Below are 14,294 nucleotides of genomic sequence, written 5' to 3' on the forward strand. Positions count from 1 at the left end.
CCTTTGAACTCTGCCCTGGAAATAGGGTGGCGTTTCTGCTACGTTACAGCAATCTGAGCCGTATAGGATTTTCTCTATGCGGGAAGCAGGGTGGAACCACGAGATAAACGCTCGTCCCTTTTTGGGATGAGCGTTTTTTTATATGCAAAAAAGGAGTGAAGAAGCATGGCTGAAATGGTAAAAATTACGTTTCCTGACGGTTCTGTGAAGGAATTTGATAAAGGAACTACAACAGAAGAGATTGCAAGCTCAATCAGTCCGGGCTTAAAGAAAAAAGCCCTTGCTGGAAAGGTGAATGGCGTACTTTTTGATTTGCGTCGCGAAATTGAAGAAGACGCATCGATTGAAATCGTAACACCTGAAAGCGAAGACGGACTTGAAGTTCTTCGTCATAGTACAGCCCATCTAATGGCTCAGGCGATTAAACGTCTTTATAGCGATGTGAAACTTGGGGTAGGCCCGGTGATTGATAGTGGATTCTATTATGATATTGATTGTCCTGTCTCCATTACACCTGAAGACCTTCCGAAGATCGAGAAAGAAATGAAGAAAATCATTAATGAGAATCTAGAAGTGAAGCGTATCGTTGTAAGCCGCGCTGAAGCTGAGAAAATGTTTAAAGAAATTGGTGATGATCTAAAGTTAGAATTGCTTGAAGCGATACCTGACAATGAACAAGTTACCATTTATGAGCAAGGGGAATTCTTCGATCTTTGTCGTGGACCACACGTTCCTTCTACTAGTAAAATCAAAGCCTTTAAACTACTTTCAATTGCAGGAGCTTACTGGCGCGGAGATAGTGAAAATCAAATGCTACAGCGTATTTATGGTACAGCATTCCCGAAACAATCACAGGTTGAAGAATACCTTCACCTTCTGGAAGAAGCGAAAGAACGCGATCACCGTAAACTTGGGAAAGAGCTTAAGCTATTTACCATTTCTCAAGAAGTAGGTCAGGGGCTACCGATTTGGTTGCCAAGAGGAGCAACAATTCGACGAACAATAGAGCGATATATCGTTGACCTTGAGGAACGTCTTGGTTACAACCATGTCTATACACCACACCTTGCAAATGTAGAGTTATATAAAACAAGCGGTCATTGGGATCACTACCAGGATGATATGTATCCTCCAATGAAAATGGATGAAACAGAAGAATTGGTTCTTCGTCCAATGAACTGTCCACACCATATGATGATCTACAAAAATGATCTAAAAAGCTACCGCAGTCTTCCGTACCGCGTGGCTGAGTTAGGAACAATGCATCGCTATGAAATGTCTGGTGCGTTAGCAGGACTTCAGCGTGTACGTTCAATGACGCTAAACGACGCTCATATTTTCTGTCGCCCCGATCAAATTAAACAAGAATTTATTGAAGTTGTTGAGCTGATCCAAGAAGTATATAAAGACTTTAATATTAGTGACTATTCATTCCGTCTCTCTTATCGCGATCCTGCAGATAAGAAAAAGTATATCGACAACGACGAGATGTGGGAAAAGGCGCAAAGAATGCTTAAAGAAGCAATGGATGACCTTTCGGTTGATTATATAGAAGCAGAAGGAGAAGCTGCATTTTACGGTCCAAAATTGGATGTTCAAGTGAAAACGGCTTTAGGTAAAGAGGAGACTCTTTCGACTGTTCAACTTGATTTCTTACTTCCGGAGCGTTTTGACCTTTCATACATTGGTGAAGATGGCAACCACCATCGTCCAGTTGTCATTCATCGCGGCGTCGTTTCTACAATGGAACGATTTGTTGCTTTCTTAATTGAAGAATACAAAGGTGCATTTCCAACATGGCTTGCTCCGATTCAGGCAGAAATTATTCCTGTATCTGAAGTACATTTGGAATATGCGAAGAACGTTCAGAAAAAACTTCAACGCGCTGGAATTCGAGTTGAAGTAGACGAACGCAATGAAAAGATTGGGTACAAAATTCGTGAAGCACAAATGCAGAAGATTCCTTATATGCTCGTAGTAGGGGATAAAGAGGTTGAAGGTGAAGCGGTTAATGTTCGTCGCTACAGCCAGCAGGATTCAGAGACTGTTTCTCTAAACGAATTTACTGCTCGCATTGAAGAAGAAATTAAAGACAAGAAGTAACGAAAAGCCGGCGTAGATGCCGGCTTTATTTTTTTTGATGAAACAAATTTACAAAAAACACTTGTCACAAAGCGAAAGATTCGTTATGATAATCAAGTGCACTTCGAACGAATCTTATCACCTTGACATAGATTTGGTCAGCATGGTATACTGTCTTAGGTAATTAAATATCGGAAACAAAGCAAGCAGAAGCGCCCGCTTCTCACCTGATTGACGCCTTAATTGGTAGTTTACAGGTACACTGTTCTATAAATGTGTAATGTGTGGGTGTCGTATGCGCCGACGCTTTTTTTATGCTTTGAACCGGATATAAACCATTTAATGACATCATGTGAGATGATTATCATCGAACAATAACCATGGAGGTGGCTGATTATTAGTAGAGATATGAACGTCAATGAGGGCATTCGTGCTCGGGAAGTACGTCTTGTTGGTGCGGACGGAAACCAAATTGGTGTGAAATCCAAAAATGAGGCATTAGATATGGCTCGTAATGCAAATCTTGATCTTGTTATGGTTGCTCCAAACGCGAAACCTCCAGTTTGTCGCATCATGGACTACGGAAAATTCCGCTATGAGCAACAGAAGAAAGAGAAAGAAGCGCGTAAGAAACAAAAGATTATTACCGTTAAAGAAGTTCGCTTGAGCCCGAACATTGAAGAACATGACTTCAATACGAAGCTACGTAATGCTCGTAAGTTTCTTGAAAAAGGCGATAAAGTGAAAGCATCGATCCGTTTCCGCGGTCGTATGATTACACACTCTGAAATCGGTAAAAAGGTGCTTGAGCACCTAGCAGAAGATTGCAAAGATATCGCAACTGTTGAGTCCAAACCAAAAATGGAAGGACGCAGCATGTTCCTAATCTTGGCACCTATCGCAGAAAAGTAATTCTTGAAGGAGGAACTCACTCATGCCAAAAATGAAATCTCACCGTGGAGCTTCAAAACGGTTTAAGAAAACTGGATCAGGTAAACTTAAGCGCAGCCGTGCTTACACTAGCCATATGTTCGGTAACAAGTCTCAAAAGCAGAAGCGTAAGCTTCGTAAAGCTTCTCTTGTTTCCGCAGGTGACTTCAAGCGCATTAAGACTTTAATTTACAACAAGAAGTAATCGGTTTTTATATTATTTAGACACAGAAATTAGGAGGGGTTTAGTATGCCAAGAGTAAAAGGTGGCTACGTAACACGTCGCAGACGTAAAAGAACGTTAAAACTCGCAAAAGGATATTACGGATCGAAGTCTTTGCTTTTCAAAGTTGCTAATCAGCAAGTTATGAAATCAAACATGTATGCTTACCGTGACCGTCGTCAGAAAAAACGCGACTTCCGTAAGCTTTGGATCACTCGTATCAACGCGGCAGCTCGTTTGAACGGACTTTCTTACAGCCGTTTGATGTTTGGTCTTAAAACAGCTGGTATCGACATCAACCGTAAAATGCTTGCAGAGCTAGCAATCAACGACGAAAAAGCGTTCGCTGAACTAGCATCAAAAGCAAAAGAAAACTTGAAATAAGTTTTTGAAAAACCATTCTCACTTGTTGAGGATGGTTTTTTTGTAGGAAAAGGTAAGTAAGGAGGCAATGCAATGTGAGTGGTCTTGTTTTATTTTTCATTTATTTCGTTTTGATCAATGGTTGTAGTTTCATCATTATGGGAGTAGATAAACGTAGAGCTAAGAAGAGGGGCCAAAGGATTTCGGAAAAGACGTTATGGCTTCTTACTGTCATTGGTGGGAGTATTGGAAGCTATATCGGTATGAAGCATTTTAGGCATAAAACAAAACATACTCAATTTGTTTACGGCATTCCAGCACTAATTGTTTTACACATCATTATTATTGGTTATGTTTACTTTACGAGATAGAAATAAAAAAACGCAGCGCATGCTGTGTTTTTTTATTTGATGCATTGTTACGACTCGTTTTGCTTGAGATATCTTTTATCTTTAAGAAAAAGGCGCCAGAAGTAAATAAATCCTGGTGTTAGAATGAAGAAAGCAACAATATACGTAACGATCAAAGCGCGAAATGTAGCCGGGTCTGTGAATCCAGTTTCAATTGTAACATTTGGATAAACAATATAGGGGAGATGAGCTGAACCGTAAGCGTAGCTTGCGAGTAGATACTGGGTTACGACACTAATCATAGCTAGTCTTGGAATACCGATTCCTGTTTTTCTAGGAATAAACAGAGCGAGGTACCCGATGGCAAAAGTGACGATTGAACCGGTCAGCCATGGCACATAGTCCATTAGTTCTTCGTAAAGCCAGGGGGCTTCGTTACGAATGGTGAGAACGAGTAAACCAGCCATCGCGAGTGAAATTGGCCCAACAAGAATAGCATCTCTTCTATACGTTTGATAAGCTTCTTGATCTGCGGATACATTTGAGTAATCAGAGAGTAAAAGAGACGACAGAAAGAGCGTGCTGGAAATGGCAAAGGCCATAAATGCATAAACGCTCGGACTTGTAAATAATTCACTCAATAAAAGGCGCTCTACTCCGTTGGTGGTTTGGATATATCCGCCGTGCGTAATGGGTAAAACACATATTAAGAGCGCTGGGATAAGAAATCCAGTTATTCCTGAAATTAACGTTAGGATACGTTTGTAATTTTCTGATGCTGAATGAGAAAAGACGAGAAAGGCACTGCGTAACGCAAGTAACAAAATGATTAAACTGCCAGGAATAAGTAGCACTGTTCCTAAAGTAAATGTCGCTCCAGGGAAGAAACTAAAAAGCGCTACAACAATAGCTACAATAAAAACATTCGTTACTTCCCATGATGGAGAAAGATAGCGGTTAGCTATATTTGTTGCTTTCGTATTATTGCGATTTAAATAGATCATCGACCAAAATCCAGCACCGAAATCGATTGTCGCCATAACCGCGTAAATGAAAACAAGTCCCCAAATTAATGTAATGGCATAGAATGCTTCCGACATGTCATTCACCTCTTATTTTTTAGATTAGGAAAGAGACGTACAATCCCTAGTTTAATGAAGCTCTTCACTGATGGGGTTGCGGTTAAAGTAATAGCGAAGAACGAGCACTGTTGAAATCATCAGAATAATATAGACGATGAGGAAGAGTACAAACAACAGCCCAATGTTTCCTGAAGTTGTAACAGCCTCTTCCGTTTTCATGACGTGATAAATGATCCAGGGCTGTCTTCCCGTACAAGCAAAGATCCAACCAAATTCAATAGCGGTGATGGCGAGAGGTCCAGCAGCAATAAAGGTCCACATCAGCCAACGCGGAAACTCTCTTCGTTTTAAGAGTTTGTACCATGTAAATCCAACAATCGATAACAACATTAACAGAGACCCGATGCCGACCATTGCATTAAATAACGTATGAACAAATAATGGAGGCCACTCCTCTTCTGGCCATTCTTCAAGGCCCAACACTTCAGTATCAAATGCGTCGTCAGATAGAAAACTGAGGGCCCAGGGGACTTCAATGGCCCACTTCACTTCCCGCTCCTCTTTATCGGTATAGCCGCCGATGGCGAGTGGGGCGTAAGATTGTGTTTCAAATAAACCTTCTGCTGCTGCTAATTTTTCGGGTTGGTATTGGTATAATTGCTGAGCGGACTCATGTCCATTTAGGGCAGTTAAAACAGAAAAAATGCCACCAATAACGAGTCCCATCATTAAAGCTTTGTGGTGAAACTTGTATTCACGCGTATTTCCTCGTTGACGAATCATTTTATATGCAGCAATGGAAGCAATGACGAAAGCTCCTGTCATGAGCGCAGATACGGTGACATGTCCTGCTGTCACGATGAAGGATGGATTAAAAAATGCCTCCCATGGATCGACATTAACAAACTTGCCATCGACAATTTCAAAGCCAGCTGGCGTTCCTTCAAATGCATGGACGTTTGTGATTAAAATAGCTGATGCACTCGCCCCAAAGGCAACGAGTGTGACACTCACAATCCGCATCAGAGGTGATAGGCGATCGGCTGCATAGACATAGATTGACATAAAGAGAGCTTCAAGGAAAAAGGCGTAAATTTCAATTTGAAAAGGTAGGGCAATGACTCTTCCAACCACTTCCATAAATCCAGGCCACAACAGAGAAAGCTGCACGCCTGCTATTGTGCCTGTTGGGATCGCCACTCCGAGTAAGACGGCAAAGCCCTTGGTCCATCGGTTCGCCATGAGCGCATAATCTTTATCTTTTGTTTTCTGATACATAAGCTCAGCAACGAGAACCATTAGAGGTATTCCTACGCCAAGCGTTGCGTAAATAATATGTACGCCCATTGTCATACCAAACAATGAACGAGCAATAACGAGTTCATCCATTTCTATCCCCTCCAATTACCGTTCTCATCAAATCCCTCCTTATTGTCCACGTATTACCAAAAAATATTCTCGTGAAAGGGTTACGTTTTTTGGCATAATAGCTCGTCTGTTGTCATAAGGGTTAATGGAAGGGGGGAACATCATGAATGAGCTCGTCCTGCCGCTTATTGAGGTCGTGTCGAATAGCGGAATTTACGCCCCGTTCTACTTCATTATTTTTCACTTTATTCGTCAGTTTGTTTTTGTCCCGGTTAGCGTCGTATGTGTGGCAGGAGGTGTGCTATTTGGAGCAATCTATGGAACCATTTATTCGGTTATTGGAATCACTGTCGTAAGTACTGTTTTTTATCTGGTTGTCAAACGGACGCCGGGTTTGTTTAAGAAAATTATTCGGATGAAGGAAAGATGGACTCGGAAACATATGCCGATGTCAGTGGGGCAAATTGCGATCTTAAGATTAGTGCCGTTCGTTCATTTTCATTTTATTTCGCTTTGCTTAATAGAAGTATCAAAAGACTTTCGCGATTATCTGCGCTCTTCTCTCATTTCAAACCTCCCCCTTGCCCTGTTTTATTCTTTCTTTGGAACAGCAATCAGTGGTTTTGATCCTGTACTTATTTTCTTGATGTTGTCAGCACTGGCCATTCTCTTCTTTTTGTTGAGAAGAAAAGAGTGGATTATGAAATGGGAGGATTTTTTTCAACCTGTAAGATAAAAATGGTTTAAATCAGGACACATTAAACAGCCCTCTCAACTTGGAGAGGGCTGTTACCGTTATGAGTCTTCGCGGTGACGCAAAAATTCTTTTACTGGACTTTTCCATTCGATTTTAGCGCTTGGATACCGGATGTCCATTTCCTTCTCTAGAAAATAGAAATCTTCTTTCTCCAGTAAATAAAGTTCTGAAGCATTTTTTACACCTATAGAAAGCGTGATAATATCGAAGGAATTTTCGGTTGTTCCAAGGTATTTTTCACCCTCAAAGAGTGCCCCTTTGTAAGTGACAAGAAAATTCTTTCGAACATTGGACGAGTCATCGAAAAAATAGTATTCTTTATGATCGTGGGCTTTTTCGAGCTTGCGTTTTGGATCCAAAAAAAAGCGAATGACGGAATAAGCGATTAATACCATGGCGGCGAGTATGACAAGACGAAAAAGGATAAGTATCATAATTCAGCACCTCGTTTTCACTATGCTTCTATTCTATATACGTATATGATAAAGAAAGGTTTCATAAAATGAAAAGATTTTGAAAGGACGATTGAAATGAATTTCGAGCGACTATTTACTTTACAGAAACAGCTAGACGATCGAATCGTATTAGAACACAATTTAGAGGATGTTGCTTTGTTTGAAAATAAGCTTCTTGCTTTGAAGGTTGAAGTAGGGGAGCTTGCTAATGAAACGCGCTGCTTTAAATACTGGAGTAAGAAAGCTCCTTCACCTAAAACGACAATTTTAGAGGAATACGTGGACGGTATCCATTTTATCTTATCTTTAGGTCTAGAGTTAGGCATGACCACTTTTGAAGACCTTCCTGAAAAGATGGCGGAGTCAGAAGTTCAGGCCTTTCATGAAGTCTATCGTGCGATTGATCGGCTTACTGAAAAACCAGAGGCTTACCATCGTTTAATGAAAAGTTACTTGACGCTGGGGCAAACGATTGGACTTCAGTATGAGGAGATAAATGAGGCGTATTTGAAAAAAAATAAAGTGAATCATAATCGACAAGATCAGGGATATTAAGTTTAAGAGTGCTCTGAATTGTGAAATATTTCGGAAACCGTTATAATGAACAGTGAATACATATCAAGGGGGCAATACATATGGCAAAGCTTGACGAAACGTTACAGATGCTTAAAGAACTTACGGATGCGAATGGTGTGCCAGGTAACGAACGCGAACCTCGCGAAGTAATGAAAAAGCATATTGAATCTCTTTCAGATGAAATCATGTATGATAACCTCGGCAGTTTAATTGCGGTTAAAAAAGGTAATGCAGAAGGTCCTAAAATCATGGTTGCAGGACATCTGGATGAAATTGGATTTATGGTTACACGTATCGATGATAAAGGATTCCTTTACTTCCAAACCGTTGGCGGCTGGTGGGAACAGGTTATGCTTGCCCAGCGCGTTAACGTGATGACTCGAAACGGTAACATTATGGGTGTGATTGGTTCAAAACCACCACATATTCTTCCAGCTGAACAACGTAAGAAATCAGTAGATAAGAAAGATATGTTTATTGATATCGGCGCATCAAGTCGAGAAGAAGCAATGGAATGGGGCGTTAAACCCGGAGACTCGGTTGTTCCAGTTTGTGAATTCACTGTCATGAATAATGAGAAAATGCTTATGGCAAAAGCATGGGATAACCGTATTGGCTGTGCGATAGCCATTGAAGTGCTTCGTAAGCTAAAAGGAGAAGCACATCCAAATACGGTATACGGTGTAGGAACGGTCCAAGAAGAAGTGGGTCTTCGTGGTGCAACGACTGCAACAAACATGATCAAGCCTGATATCGGCTTTGCTGTCGACGTTGGTATTGCTGGCGATACTCCTGGCGTAAGTGATAAAGATGCCCAATCAAAAATGGGCAAAGGTCCTCAAATTATTATGTACGATGCTTCAATGGTCGGTCATAAAGGTCTTCGTGATTTCGTGACAGATACTGCTGACGAGAACAACATTCCTTATCAGTTTGACTCGATTGCTGGCGGTGGAACAGATTCAGGTAAAATTCACTTAACAGCAAACGGTGTGCCTGCTCTTTCTATCACGATTGCGACGCGTTACATTCATACACACGCAGCGATTCTTCATCGTGATGACTTTGAAAATGCGGTAAATTTGATTGTAGAAGTGATTAAAAAGCTTGATGCTGATACGGTCAAAGAGATGATCTTTAACTAAAATACAAAATCCGGTGGCTCTTGCCACCGGATTTTGCTTGTTAATTTACACCCTGTGCCATGTAAGAGAGCATTTGCTCTCGTTCATTTTCAGGTGCTTCTTTCCATAGAATCTCAAAAAGAACACCTAGACCAGGAAGCATTTTCTCTTCTCCACTTTGCATGGCATCGAGGATCGTCGCTTCAAGCTGCTCCTCATTGTTGCCATTAATGTTGGCGAGAATTGCTTTTCGTAAGTTAAGGTCCATGCTTTCCACCTCACCTTTCTCATTCGCTTGTTCAATCAAGCATCTTTAGTATGAGCGAATGCAATAAATTTCATGAGTCCTATTGGAATCTTCCCTTTTAACCCTTTATAATAGAAACATTGAAAACCGAAGGAGAGCATAATGATTATTGAATCCGCTAAAAATCAAAAAGTGAAAGATTGGAAAAAACTTCAAACGCGTAAAGGAAGAGAGAAAGCGAATAGCTATCTCATTGAAGGACCTCATCTCGTTGAAGAGGCTGCGAAGTTTGAAGCGCCAATTATAGAAGTAATTGCTACAGAGGGGACAGATCTTTCCGCTTATCCGTTTAAAGAGCGTCCTGTGGTCTATACTGTAACTGAGAAAGTGATGCAGGAGTTAACGGATACCGAAACACCGCAGGGAATTATGGCAATATGTAAAATGGCGGAATCTCCTTTTCCTAGTAAAGGGAAATTTTTATTACTTGATGCCATACAAGATCCCGGTAATTTAGGGACAATGATTCGTACAGCAGATAGTGCAGGTTACGACGGGATTCTTCTTGGACATGGAACGGTAGATGCGTATAACAGTAAAGTGTTACGTTCCACGCAGGGATCGATTTATCATCTCCCTGTAAAAAAAGCAGATCTGGTAAAAGAAGTGCAAAAGTTCAAAGAGCTTAACATGCCGATCTACGCTACGGAAGTAAGTGGAGGAACTCCTTATCATGATGTAAAAGGACGTTCTCAGTTTGCTGTTATTCTAGGGAATGAAGCAAACGGCGTATCGGAGGAACTTCAAAACCTTGCTGATGAGAAGGTCTATATTCCGATTTATGGAAAAGCGGAGTCACTTAATGTCGCCGTTGCTGCTGGAATTCTGATGTATGGACTACTTCCTTCATAATTGTACTTGCAGATGTAGCATTTTTTTTCTATAATTAAAAGCAACTTATATATGATAAAAACAATGATAGAGAGTAGTAAGCTGCCACTGCCTATTTAGGGAGGAGATGCCGTGACTGGAAGCATTTCTATAGGGACGTTGCCGAATTCACTCTGGAGTTGCCGCTTTGTTCGTAGGAAAGCGGATCGGTTTACAAGCCGTTATTCTTTGCTTAAGGCCGATAGTGGAAATTTATCGGTGAATTAGGGTGGTACCGCGAAATCAAATCTTCGCCCCTTGCTGGGGAGCGAGGATTTTTTTATTGCCTAAAGGAAGTAACACGAATATGAAGTGGAGGTTGAAACGATGCAAGAACGTTTACAAGCGTTAAAAGAAGAAGCGCTATCGGAAATACAGCAAGCTTCTTCCATGAAGGAAGTACAGGATATCAAAGTGAAGTTTCTCGGAAAAAAAGGACCGATTACCGAAATTTCCAAAGGTATGGGGAAATTGTCAAAAGAAGAACGACCTAAAATGGGGCAGCTTGTTAATGAAATACGAACTGCGATTTCAGATCAACTTGAGGAGAAAATTGCTCGTTTAGAAAAAGCAGCCGTAGAAGAAAGATTAAAGGAGGAAACCATCGATGTTTCTCTTCCAGGTCGTCCAGTGAAAAGAGGAAACCATCATCCATTAACCAGGGTAATTGAAGAAATTGAAGACCTGTTTCTTGGTATGGGCTTCTCGATTGCAGAGGGACCAGAAGTTGAAACAGACTATTACAATTTTGAAGCGCTAAATCTTCCAAAAGATCATCCTGCTCGTGATATGCAGGATTCCTTCTATATTACTGAAGAAACGTTACTACGTACGCATACATCACCAATGCAAGCAAGAACAATGGAGAAGTTAAATGGCGAAGGGCCGGTTAAGATCATCGTACCAGGGAAAGTTTATCGACGTGATACGGATGACGCGACTCATTCTCACCAATTTATGCAGATCGAAGGACTAATGGTTGGCGAGAATGTTCGCATGAGTGATCTAAAAGGTGTTCTTCAATCGTTTGCGAAGAAAATGTTCGGGGAAGAACGTGAAATTCGCCTTCGTCCTAGTTTCTTCCCATTTACAGAACCATCTGTAGAGATGGACATTTCCTGCTTTAATTGTGGTGGGAATGGCTGTTCTGTCTGTAAGGGAACTGGATGGATTGAAATTCTTGGTGGAGGCATGGTGCATCCTAACGTGCTTCGTATGTCAGGATTCGATCCGGAGAAAGTGACTGGATTTGCATTTGGTATGGGACCTGAGCGCATTGCGATGCTGAAGTATGGTATCGATGATATTCGTCATTTCTATACAAATGATAGTAGATTTATTAAACAATTTAACTCACTTTAGAACGATTTGAAGGTTAGGAGGAGAATAAATGCTTGTATCAATGAATTGGCTACAGCAGTATGTAGATTTAGATAGTTACTCAGCTGATGAACTGGCAGACCTGATCACTAAAGGTGGTATTGAGGTTGAAACAGTTGAACAGCTTAATAAAGGAATTAGCGGAGTGGTGATTGGGCACGTTCTTGAATGTCAGCAACATCCTGATGCTGATAAGCTAAATATTTGTAAGGTTGAGATTGGAGAGGAAGAACCCGTCCAAATTATTTGCGGCGCACCAAATATTGCGCAAGGTCAATATGTTGCAGTTGCAAAAGTTGGCGCAGTCCTTCCGGGGAATTTTAAAATTAAAAAAGCAAAATTACGCGGTGAAGCTTCACATGGTATGATTTGTTCATTACAAGAACTTGGAATTGAAAGTAAACTTGTTTCGAAGGAATATGCTGATGGGATCTTTGTTTTTAGTGAAGATGTGACACCTGGGGAGGATGCCCTTGAATATTTAAATCTACATGATGAAGTTCTTGAGCTGGGTCTTACACCGAACAGAGCGGATGCGATGAACATGATTGGTGTCGCTTATGAAGTTGGTGCGGTATTGAATCGTTCGATTGAACTTCCGTCACCAGAGCTTGTTCGCTCAGATGAAGGTGTAGAAGGCTATGTGTCAGTTCGTGTAGAAAATGAAGAAGATAATCCTTATTACGGGGCTACCGTTATTAAAGACGTAACGATAAAACCTTCGCCACAGTGGCTGGTGAATCGTCTTGTTTCTGCTGGTATTCGTCCGATTAATAACGTTGTCGATATTACAAACTATGTTCTACTTGAATATGGACAGCCGCTGCACGCTTTCGATTATGATCGCTTTGGATCAAAGGAAGTCGTTATCCGCCGAGCGATTGAAGGTGAAAAAATGGTCACTCTTGATGATGTGGAACGTACGCTTTCAAGTGAACACCTTGTGATAACAAATGGTTCAAAACCTGTTGCCGTTGCTGGTGTAATGGGTGGGGCTGACTCTGAAGTGCAAGAGGATACAACAACGATCTTACTAGAAGCCGCTTATTTTAATAGTAAGCTTGTTAGAAAAGCGTCGAAAGATCTCGGCCTCCGAAGTGATTCAAGTGCCCGTTTCGAAAAAGGCATCGATCGAAATCGCGTTGTTGGTGCAAGCGAGCGTGCTGCCCAGCTTATTCAAGAAATTGCTGGAGGTACAGTTCTAAAGGGCATTGCTGAGCAAGGGGATCGAACAATTGAAGCGCTTGATGTTAGCATTGAAGTAAATCGAATTAATCAAGTTCTTGGGACAGAAATTACGGAAACAGAAGTTGCGGCTATCTTTGAACGTTTGCAATTTTCTTATCAAAATTTTGGCGGCACGTTCACGGTTCAAGTACCACCGCGTCGACCGGATATTACGATTTCAGAGGACTTAATTGAAGAAGTCGGACGTCTTTACGGATATGATAACGTTCCTGCAACGTTACCTGTTACCGAAAGTACACCTGGTCAGCTGTCTGAATATCAAGTAAAACGCCGCCACGTTCGCCGTACACTTGAAGGTGCAGGACTATACCAAACGGTAACGTATTCACTTACTTCACCATCTAAGCGCCATTTCTTTTCTAGTGACTCAGTAGAATCTGTGCGTCTTGCTATGCCAATGAGTGAAGAAAGAAGTGAACTTAGAACGAGTTTAATCCCTCACTTATTAGAGGTTGCTCAGTATAACCGAAACCGTCAGTTGGAAAATATTGCTTTCTATGAAACGGCTTCTGTATTTTTACCAGGTGACGAGCTTCCAGTTGAACAAGAACACCTTGCTGGCGTTGTGTCGGGATTATGGCAAGAGCATTTGTGGCAAAAAGAAAAGAAAGCGGCAGATTTCTTTGTTGTAAAGGGAATTCTTGAAGAACTTGCCGTTGAATTTGGGGTAGAAGAGCGTCTCACCTTCGCACGTGCAGAAGAGCCTAAGCTTCATCCGGGGCGCACAGCAGCTGTATATCTCGATGATGAGCTTATCGGATATATTGGTCAGCTACATCCAGAAGTAGAGAAAGAACTTGATTTAAGTGAAACATACGTCTTTGAAATCAATCTTGAGAAATTACTTCAAGCGGATGTTGCTCATCTTAAATACAAGAAGCTTCCTCGTTTTCCATCAGTTACAAGAGATGTTGCGCTCGTTGTGAGCGAGTCACTTGAAGCAGGTGAAGTGAAGCGCGTCATTAAAGAAGCGGGTGGATCCAAGCTAGTTGAGATTCAATTGTTTGATGTCTATCAGGGTGAACATCTTGAAGAAGGACAAAAATCACTCGCCTTCTCTCTTAGATATTACAATCCGGAACAAACGTTAACTGAAGAAGAAGTAAAGAAAGCGCATGACCGTGTTCTTAAAGCAGTAGAAGAACAGTTTGGAGCTGCACTTCGTCAATAGTAAAAAAA

15 protein-coding genes and 3 other annotated features (1 of these 18 only partly in view) are annotated in these 14,294 nt (G+C 41.2%); of the genes, 11 read left to right on the forward strand and 4 right to left on the reverse strand.

The features are described from left to right. Window positions 1-122: a binding site (T-box leader), on the forward strand (it extends 93 nt beyond the left edge of the window). 43 nt (window positions 123-165) lie between these two features. The 5 genes from thrS to LC090_RS06450 all read left to right on the forward strand — a co-directional run bounded on the left by thrS (window position 166) and on the right by LC090_RS06450 (window position 3,969). After that, window positions 166-2,103 (forward strand): threonine--tRNA ligase, encoded by a 1,938-nt coding sequence (gene thrS / locus LC090_RS06430; protein WP_226656395.1) that lies wholly within the window; start codon window positions 166-168, stop codon window positions 2,101-2,103. Between the two features lie 177 nt (window positions 2,104-2,280). Continuing rightward, window positions 2,281-2,401, forward strand: a sequence feature (ribosomal protein L20 leader region). 89 nt (window positions 2,402-2,490) lie between these two features. Then, the gene (gene infC / locus LC090_RS06435; RefSeq protein WP_226656397.1) at window positions 2,491-2,994 is read left to right on the forward strand and encodes a translation initiation factor IF-3; all 504 of its coding nucleotides are present in this window, start codon (window positions 2,491-2,493) and stop codon (window positions 2,992-2,994) included. Between the two features lie 22 nt (window positions 2,995-3,016). Further along, window positions 3,017-3,217 carry a 50S ribosomal protein L35 gene (gene rpmI, locus LC090_RS06440; protein WP_048312400.1) on the forward strand — a complete coding sequence of 67 codons (201 nt, stop codon included), beginning with the start codon at window positions 3,017-3,019 and terminating at the stop codon, window positions 3,215-3,217. Window positions 3,218-3,262: 45 nt separating this feature from the next. Further along, window positions 3,263-3,619 carry a 50S ribosomal protein L20 gene (gene rplT / locus LC090_RS06445; protein WP_224593227.1) on the forward strand — a complete coding sequence of 119 codons (357 nt, stop codon included), beginning with the start codon at window positions 3,263-3,265 and terminating at the stop codon, window positions 3,617-3,619. A 74-nt stretch (window positions 3,620-3,693) separates the two neighbouring features. After that, window positions 3,694-3,969: a DUF1294 domain-containing protein gene (locus LC090_RS06450; protein WP_226656399.1), complete on the forward strand. Its 276-nt coding sequence runs from the start codon at window positions 3,694-3,696 to the stop codon at window positions 3,967-3,969. A 47-nt stretch (window positions 3,970-4,016) separates the two neighbouring features. Here LC090_RS06450 and LC090_RS06455 read toward each other — a convergent pair whose 3' ends face one another. Both LC090_RS06455 and LC090_RS06460 read right to left on the reverse strand, forming a co-directional pair. Then, on the reverse strand, window positions 4,017-5,057 hold the full coding sequence (locus LC090_RS06455; protein WP_425590628.1) for a cytochrome d ubiquinol oxidase subunit II: 1,041 nt from the start codon (window positions 5,055-5,057) through the stop codon (window positions 4,017-4,019). Window positions 5,058-5,099: 42 nt separating this feature from the next. Further along, a complete protein-coding gene (locus LC090_RS06460; RefSeq protein WP_226656403.1) occupies window positions 5,100-6,419 on the reverse strand; it encodes a cytochrome ubiquinol oxidase subunit I in 1,320 nt (439 codons plus the stop codon). Window positions 6,420-6,561: 142 nt separating this feature from the next. On the opposite strand from LC090_RS06460, the gene LC090_RS06465 reads away from it, so the two are divergent. Then, the gene (locus LC090_RS06465; RefSeq protein ID WP_226656406.1) at window positions 6,562-7,134 is read left to right on the forward strand and encodes a TVP38/TMEM64 family protein; all 573 of its coding nucleotides are present in this window, start codon (window positions 6,562-6,564) and stop codon (window positions 7,132-7,134) included. Window positions 7,135-7,193: 59 nt separating this feature from the next. Here the strand turns inward: LC090_RS06465 and LC090_RS06470 are convergent, their stop codons facing one another. Next, the gene (locus tag LC090_RS06470; protein ID WP_226656408.1) at window positions 7,194-7,589 is read right to left on the reverse strand and encodes a sigma-w pathway protein ysdB; all 396 of its coding nucleotides are present in this window, start codon (window positions 7,587-7,589) and stop codon (window positions 7,194-7,196) included. Between the two features lie 96 nt (window positions 7,590-7,685). On the opposite strand from LC090_RS06470, the gene LC090_RS06475 reads away from it, so the two are divergent. Further along, window positions 7,686-8,165, forward strand: coding sequence for a dUTP diphosphatase (locus LC090_RS06475; protein WP_226656410.1), 480 nt, complete (start codon window positions 7,686-7,688; stop codon window positions 8,163-8,165). A gap of 80 nt (window positions 8,166-8,245) precedes the next feature. Then, complete coding sequence (locus LC090_RS06480) at window positions 8,246-9,331, forward strand: M42 family metallopeptidase (RefSeq protein WP_226656412.1); 1,086 nt, start codon at window positions 8,246-8,248, stop codon at window positions 9,329-9,331. A gap of 40 nt (window positions 9,332-9,371) precedes the next feature. Here the strand turns inward: LC090_RS06480 and sspI are convergent, their stop codons facing one another. Further along, window positions 9,372-9,578, reverse strand: a complete 207-nt coding sequence (gene sspI / locus LC090_RS06485; RefSeq protein WP_194219331.1) for a small acid-soluble spore protein SspI — start codon at window positions 9,576-9,578, stop codon at window positions 9,372-9,374. A gap of 138 nt (window positions 9,579-9,716) precedes the next feature. Between sspI and LC090_RS06490 the strand changes: the two genes are divergently transcribed. The 3 genes from LC090_RS06490 (at window position 9,717) to pheT (ending at window position 14,286) form a co-directional block, all read left to right on the forward strand. Beyond that, window positions 9,717-10,469 (forward strand): TrmH family RNA methyltransferase, encoded by a 753-nt coding sequence (locus LC090_RS06490; protein ID WP_226656621.1) that lies wholly within the window; start codon window positions 9,717-9,719, stop codon window positions 10,467-10,469. A 54-nt stretch (window positions 10,470-10,523) separates the two neighbouring features. Continuing rightward, window positions 10,524-10,749 (forward strand) — a binding site (T-box leader). A gap of 65 nt (window positions 10,750-10,814) precedes the next feature. Next, entirely contained in the window at window positions 10,815-11,849 is a 1,035-nt protein-coding gene (pheS, locus tag LC090_RS06495; RefSeq protein ID WP_226656414.1) for a phenylalanine--tRNA ligase subunit alpha, read from the forward strand. 28 nt (window positions 11,850-11,877) lie between these two features. Continuing rightward, the gene (pheT, locus tag LC090_RS06500; RefSeq protein WP_226656416.1) at window positions 11,878-14,286 is read left to right on the forward strand and encodes a phenylalanine--tRNA ligase subunit beta; all 2,409 of its coding nucleotides are present in this window, start codon (window positions 11,878-11,880) and stop codon (window positions 14,284-14,286) included. Window positions 14,287-14,294: the final 8 nt, after the last annotated feature.

It is taken from the genome of Guptibacillus hwajinpoensis, from assembly GCF_020524165.1.
In the GTDB taxonomy this organism is placed as follows: domain Bacteria; phylum Bacillota; class Bacilli; order Bacillales; family Guptibacillaceae; genus Guptibacillus; species Guptibacillus hwajinpoensis_D.

What these genes read in the sequence shown, in the direction of transcription:
- LC090_RS06475 (WP_226656410.1), top strand. Translation starts at nt 7,686, where the DNA reads ATGAATTTCGAGCGACTATTTACTTTACAGAAACAGCTAGACGATCGA.
- thrS (WP_226656395.1), top strand. Translation starts at nt 166, where the DNA reads ATGGCTGAAATGGTAAAAATTACGTTTCCTGACGGTTCTGTGAAGGAA.
- LC090_RS06465 (WP_226656406.1), top strand. Translation starts at nt 6,562, where the DNA reads ATGAATGAGCTCGTCCTGCCGCTTATTGAGGTCGTGTCGAATAGCGGA.
- rplT (WP_224593227.1), top strand. Translation starts at nt 3,263, where the DNA reads ATGCCAAGAGTAAAAGGTGGCTACGTAACACGTCGCAGACGTAAAAGA.
- rpmI (WP_048312400.1), top strand. Translation starts at nt 3,017, where the DNA reads ATGCCAAAAATGAAATCTCACCGTGGAGCTTCAAAACGGTTTAAGAAA.
- infC (WP_226656397.1), top strand. Translation starts at nt 2,491, where the DNA reads ATGAACGTCAATGAGGGCATTCGTGCTCGGGAAGTACGTCTTGTTGGT.
- sspI (WP_194219331.1), bottom strand. Translation starts at nt 9,578, where the DNA reads ATGGACCTTAACTTACGAAAAGCAATTCTCGCCAACATTAATGGCAAC.
- LC090_RS06480 (WP_226656412.1), top strand. Translation starts at nt 8,246, where the DNA reads ATGGCAAAGCTTGACGAAACGTTACAGATGCTTAAAGAACTTACGGAT.
- LC090_RS06460 (WP_226656403.1), bottom strand. Translation starts at nt 6,419, where the DNA reads ATGGATGAACTCGTTATTGCTCGTTCATTGTTTGGTATGACAATGGGC.
- LC090_RS06470 (WP_226656408.1), bottom strand. Translation starts at nt 7,589, where the DNA reads ATGATACTTATCCTTTTTCGTCTTGTCATACTCGCCGCCATGGTATTA.
- pheT (WP_226656416.1), top strand. Translation starts at nt 11,878, where the DNA reads ATGCTTGTATCAATGAATTGGCTACAGCAGTATGTAGATTTAGATAGT.
- pheS (WP_226656414.1), top strand. Translation starts at nt 10,815, where the DNA reads ATGCAAGAACGTTTACAAGCGTTAAAAGAAGAAGCGCTATCGGAAATA.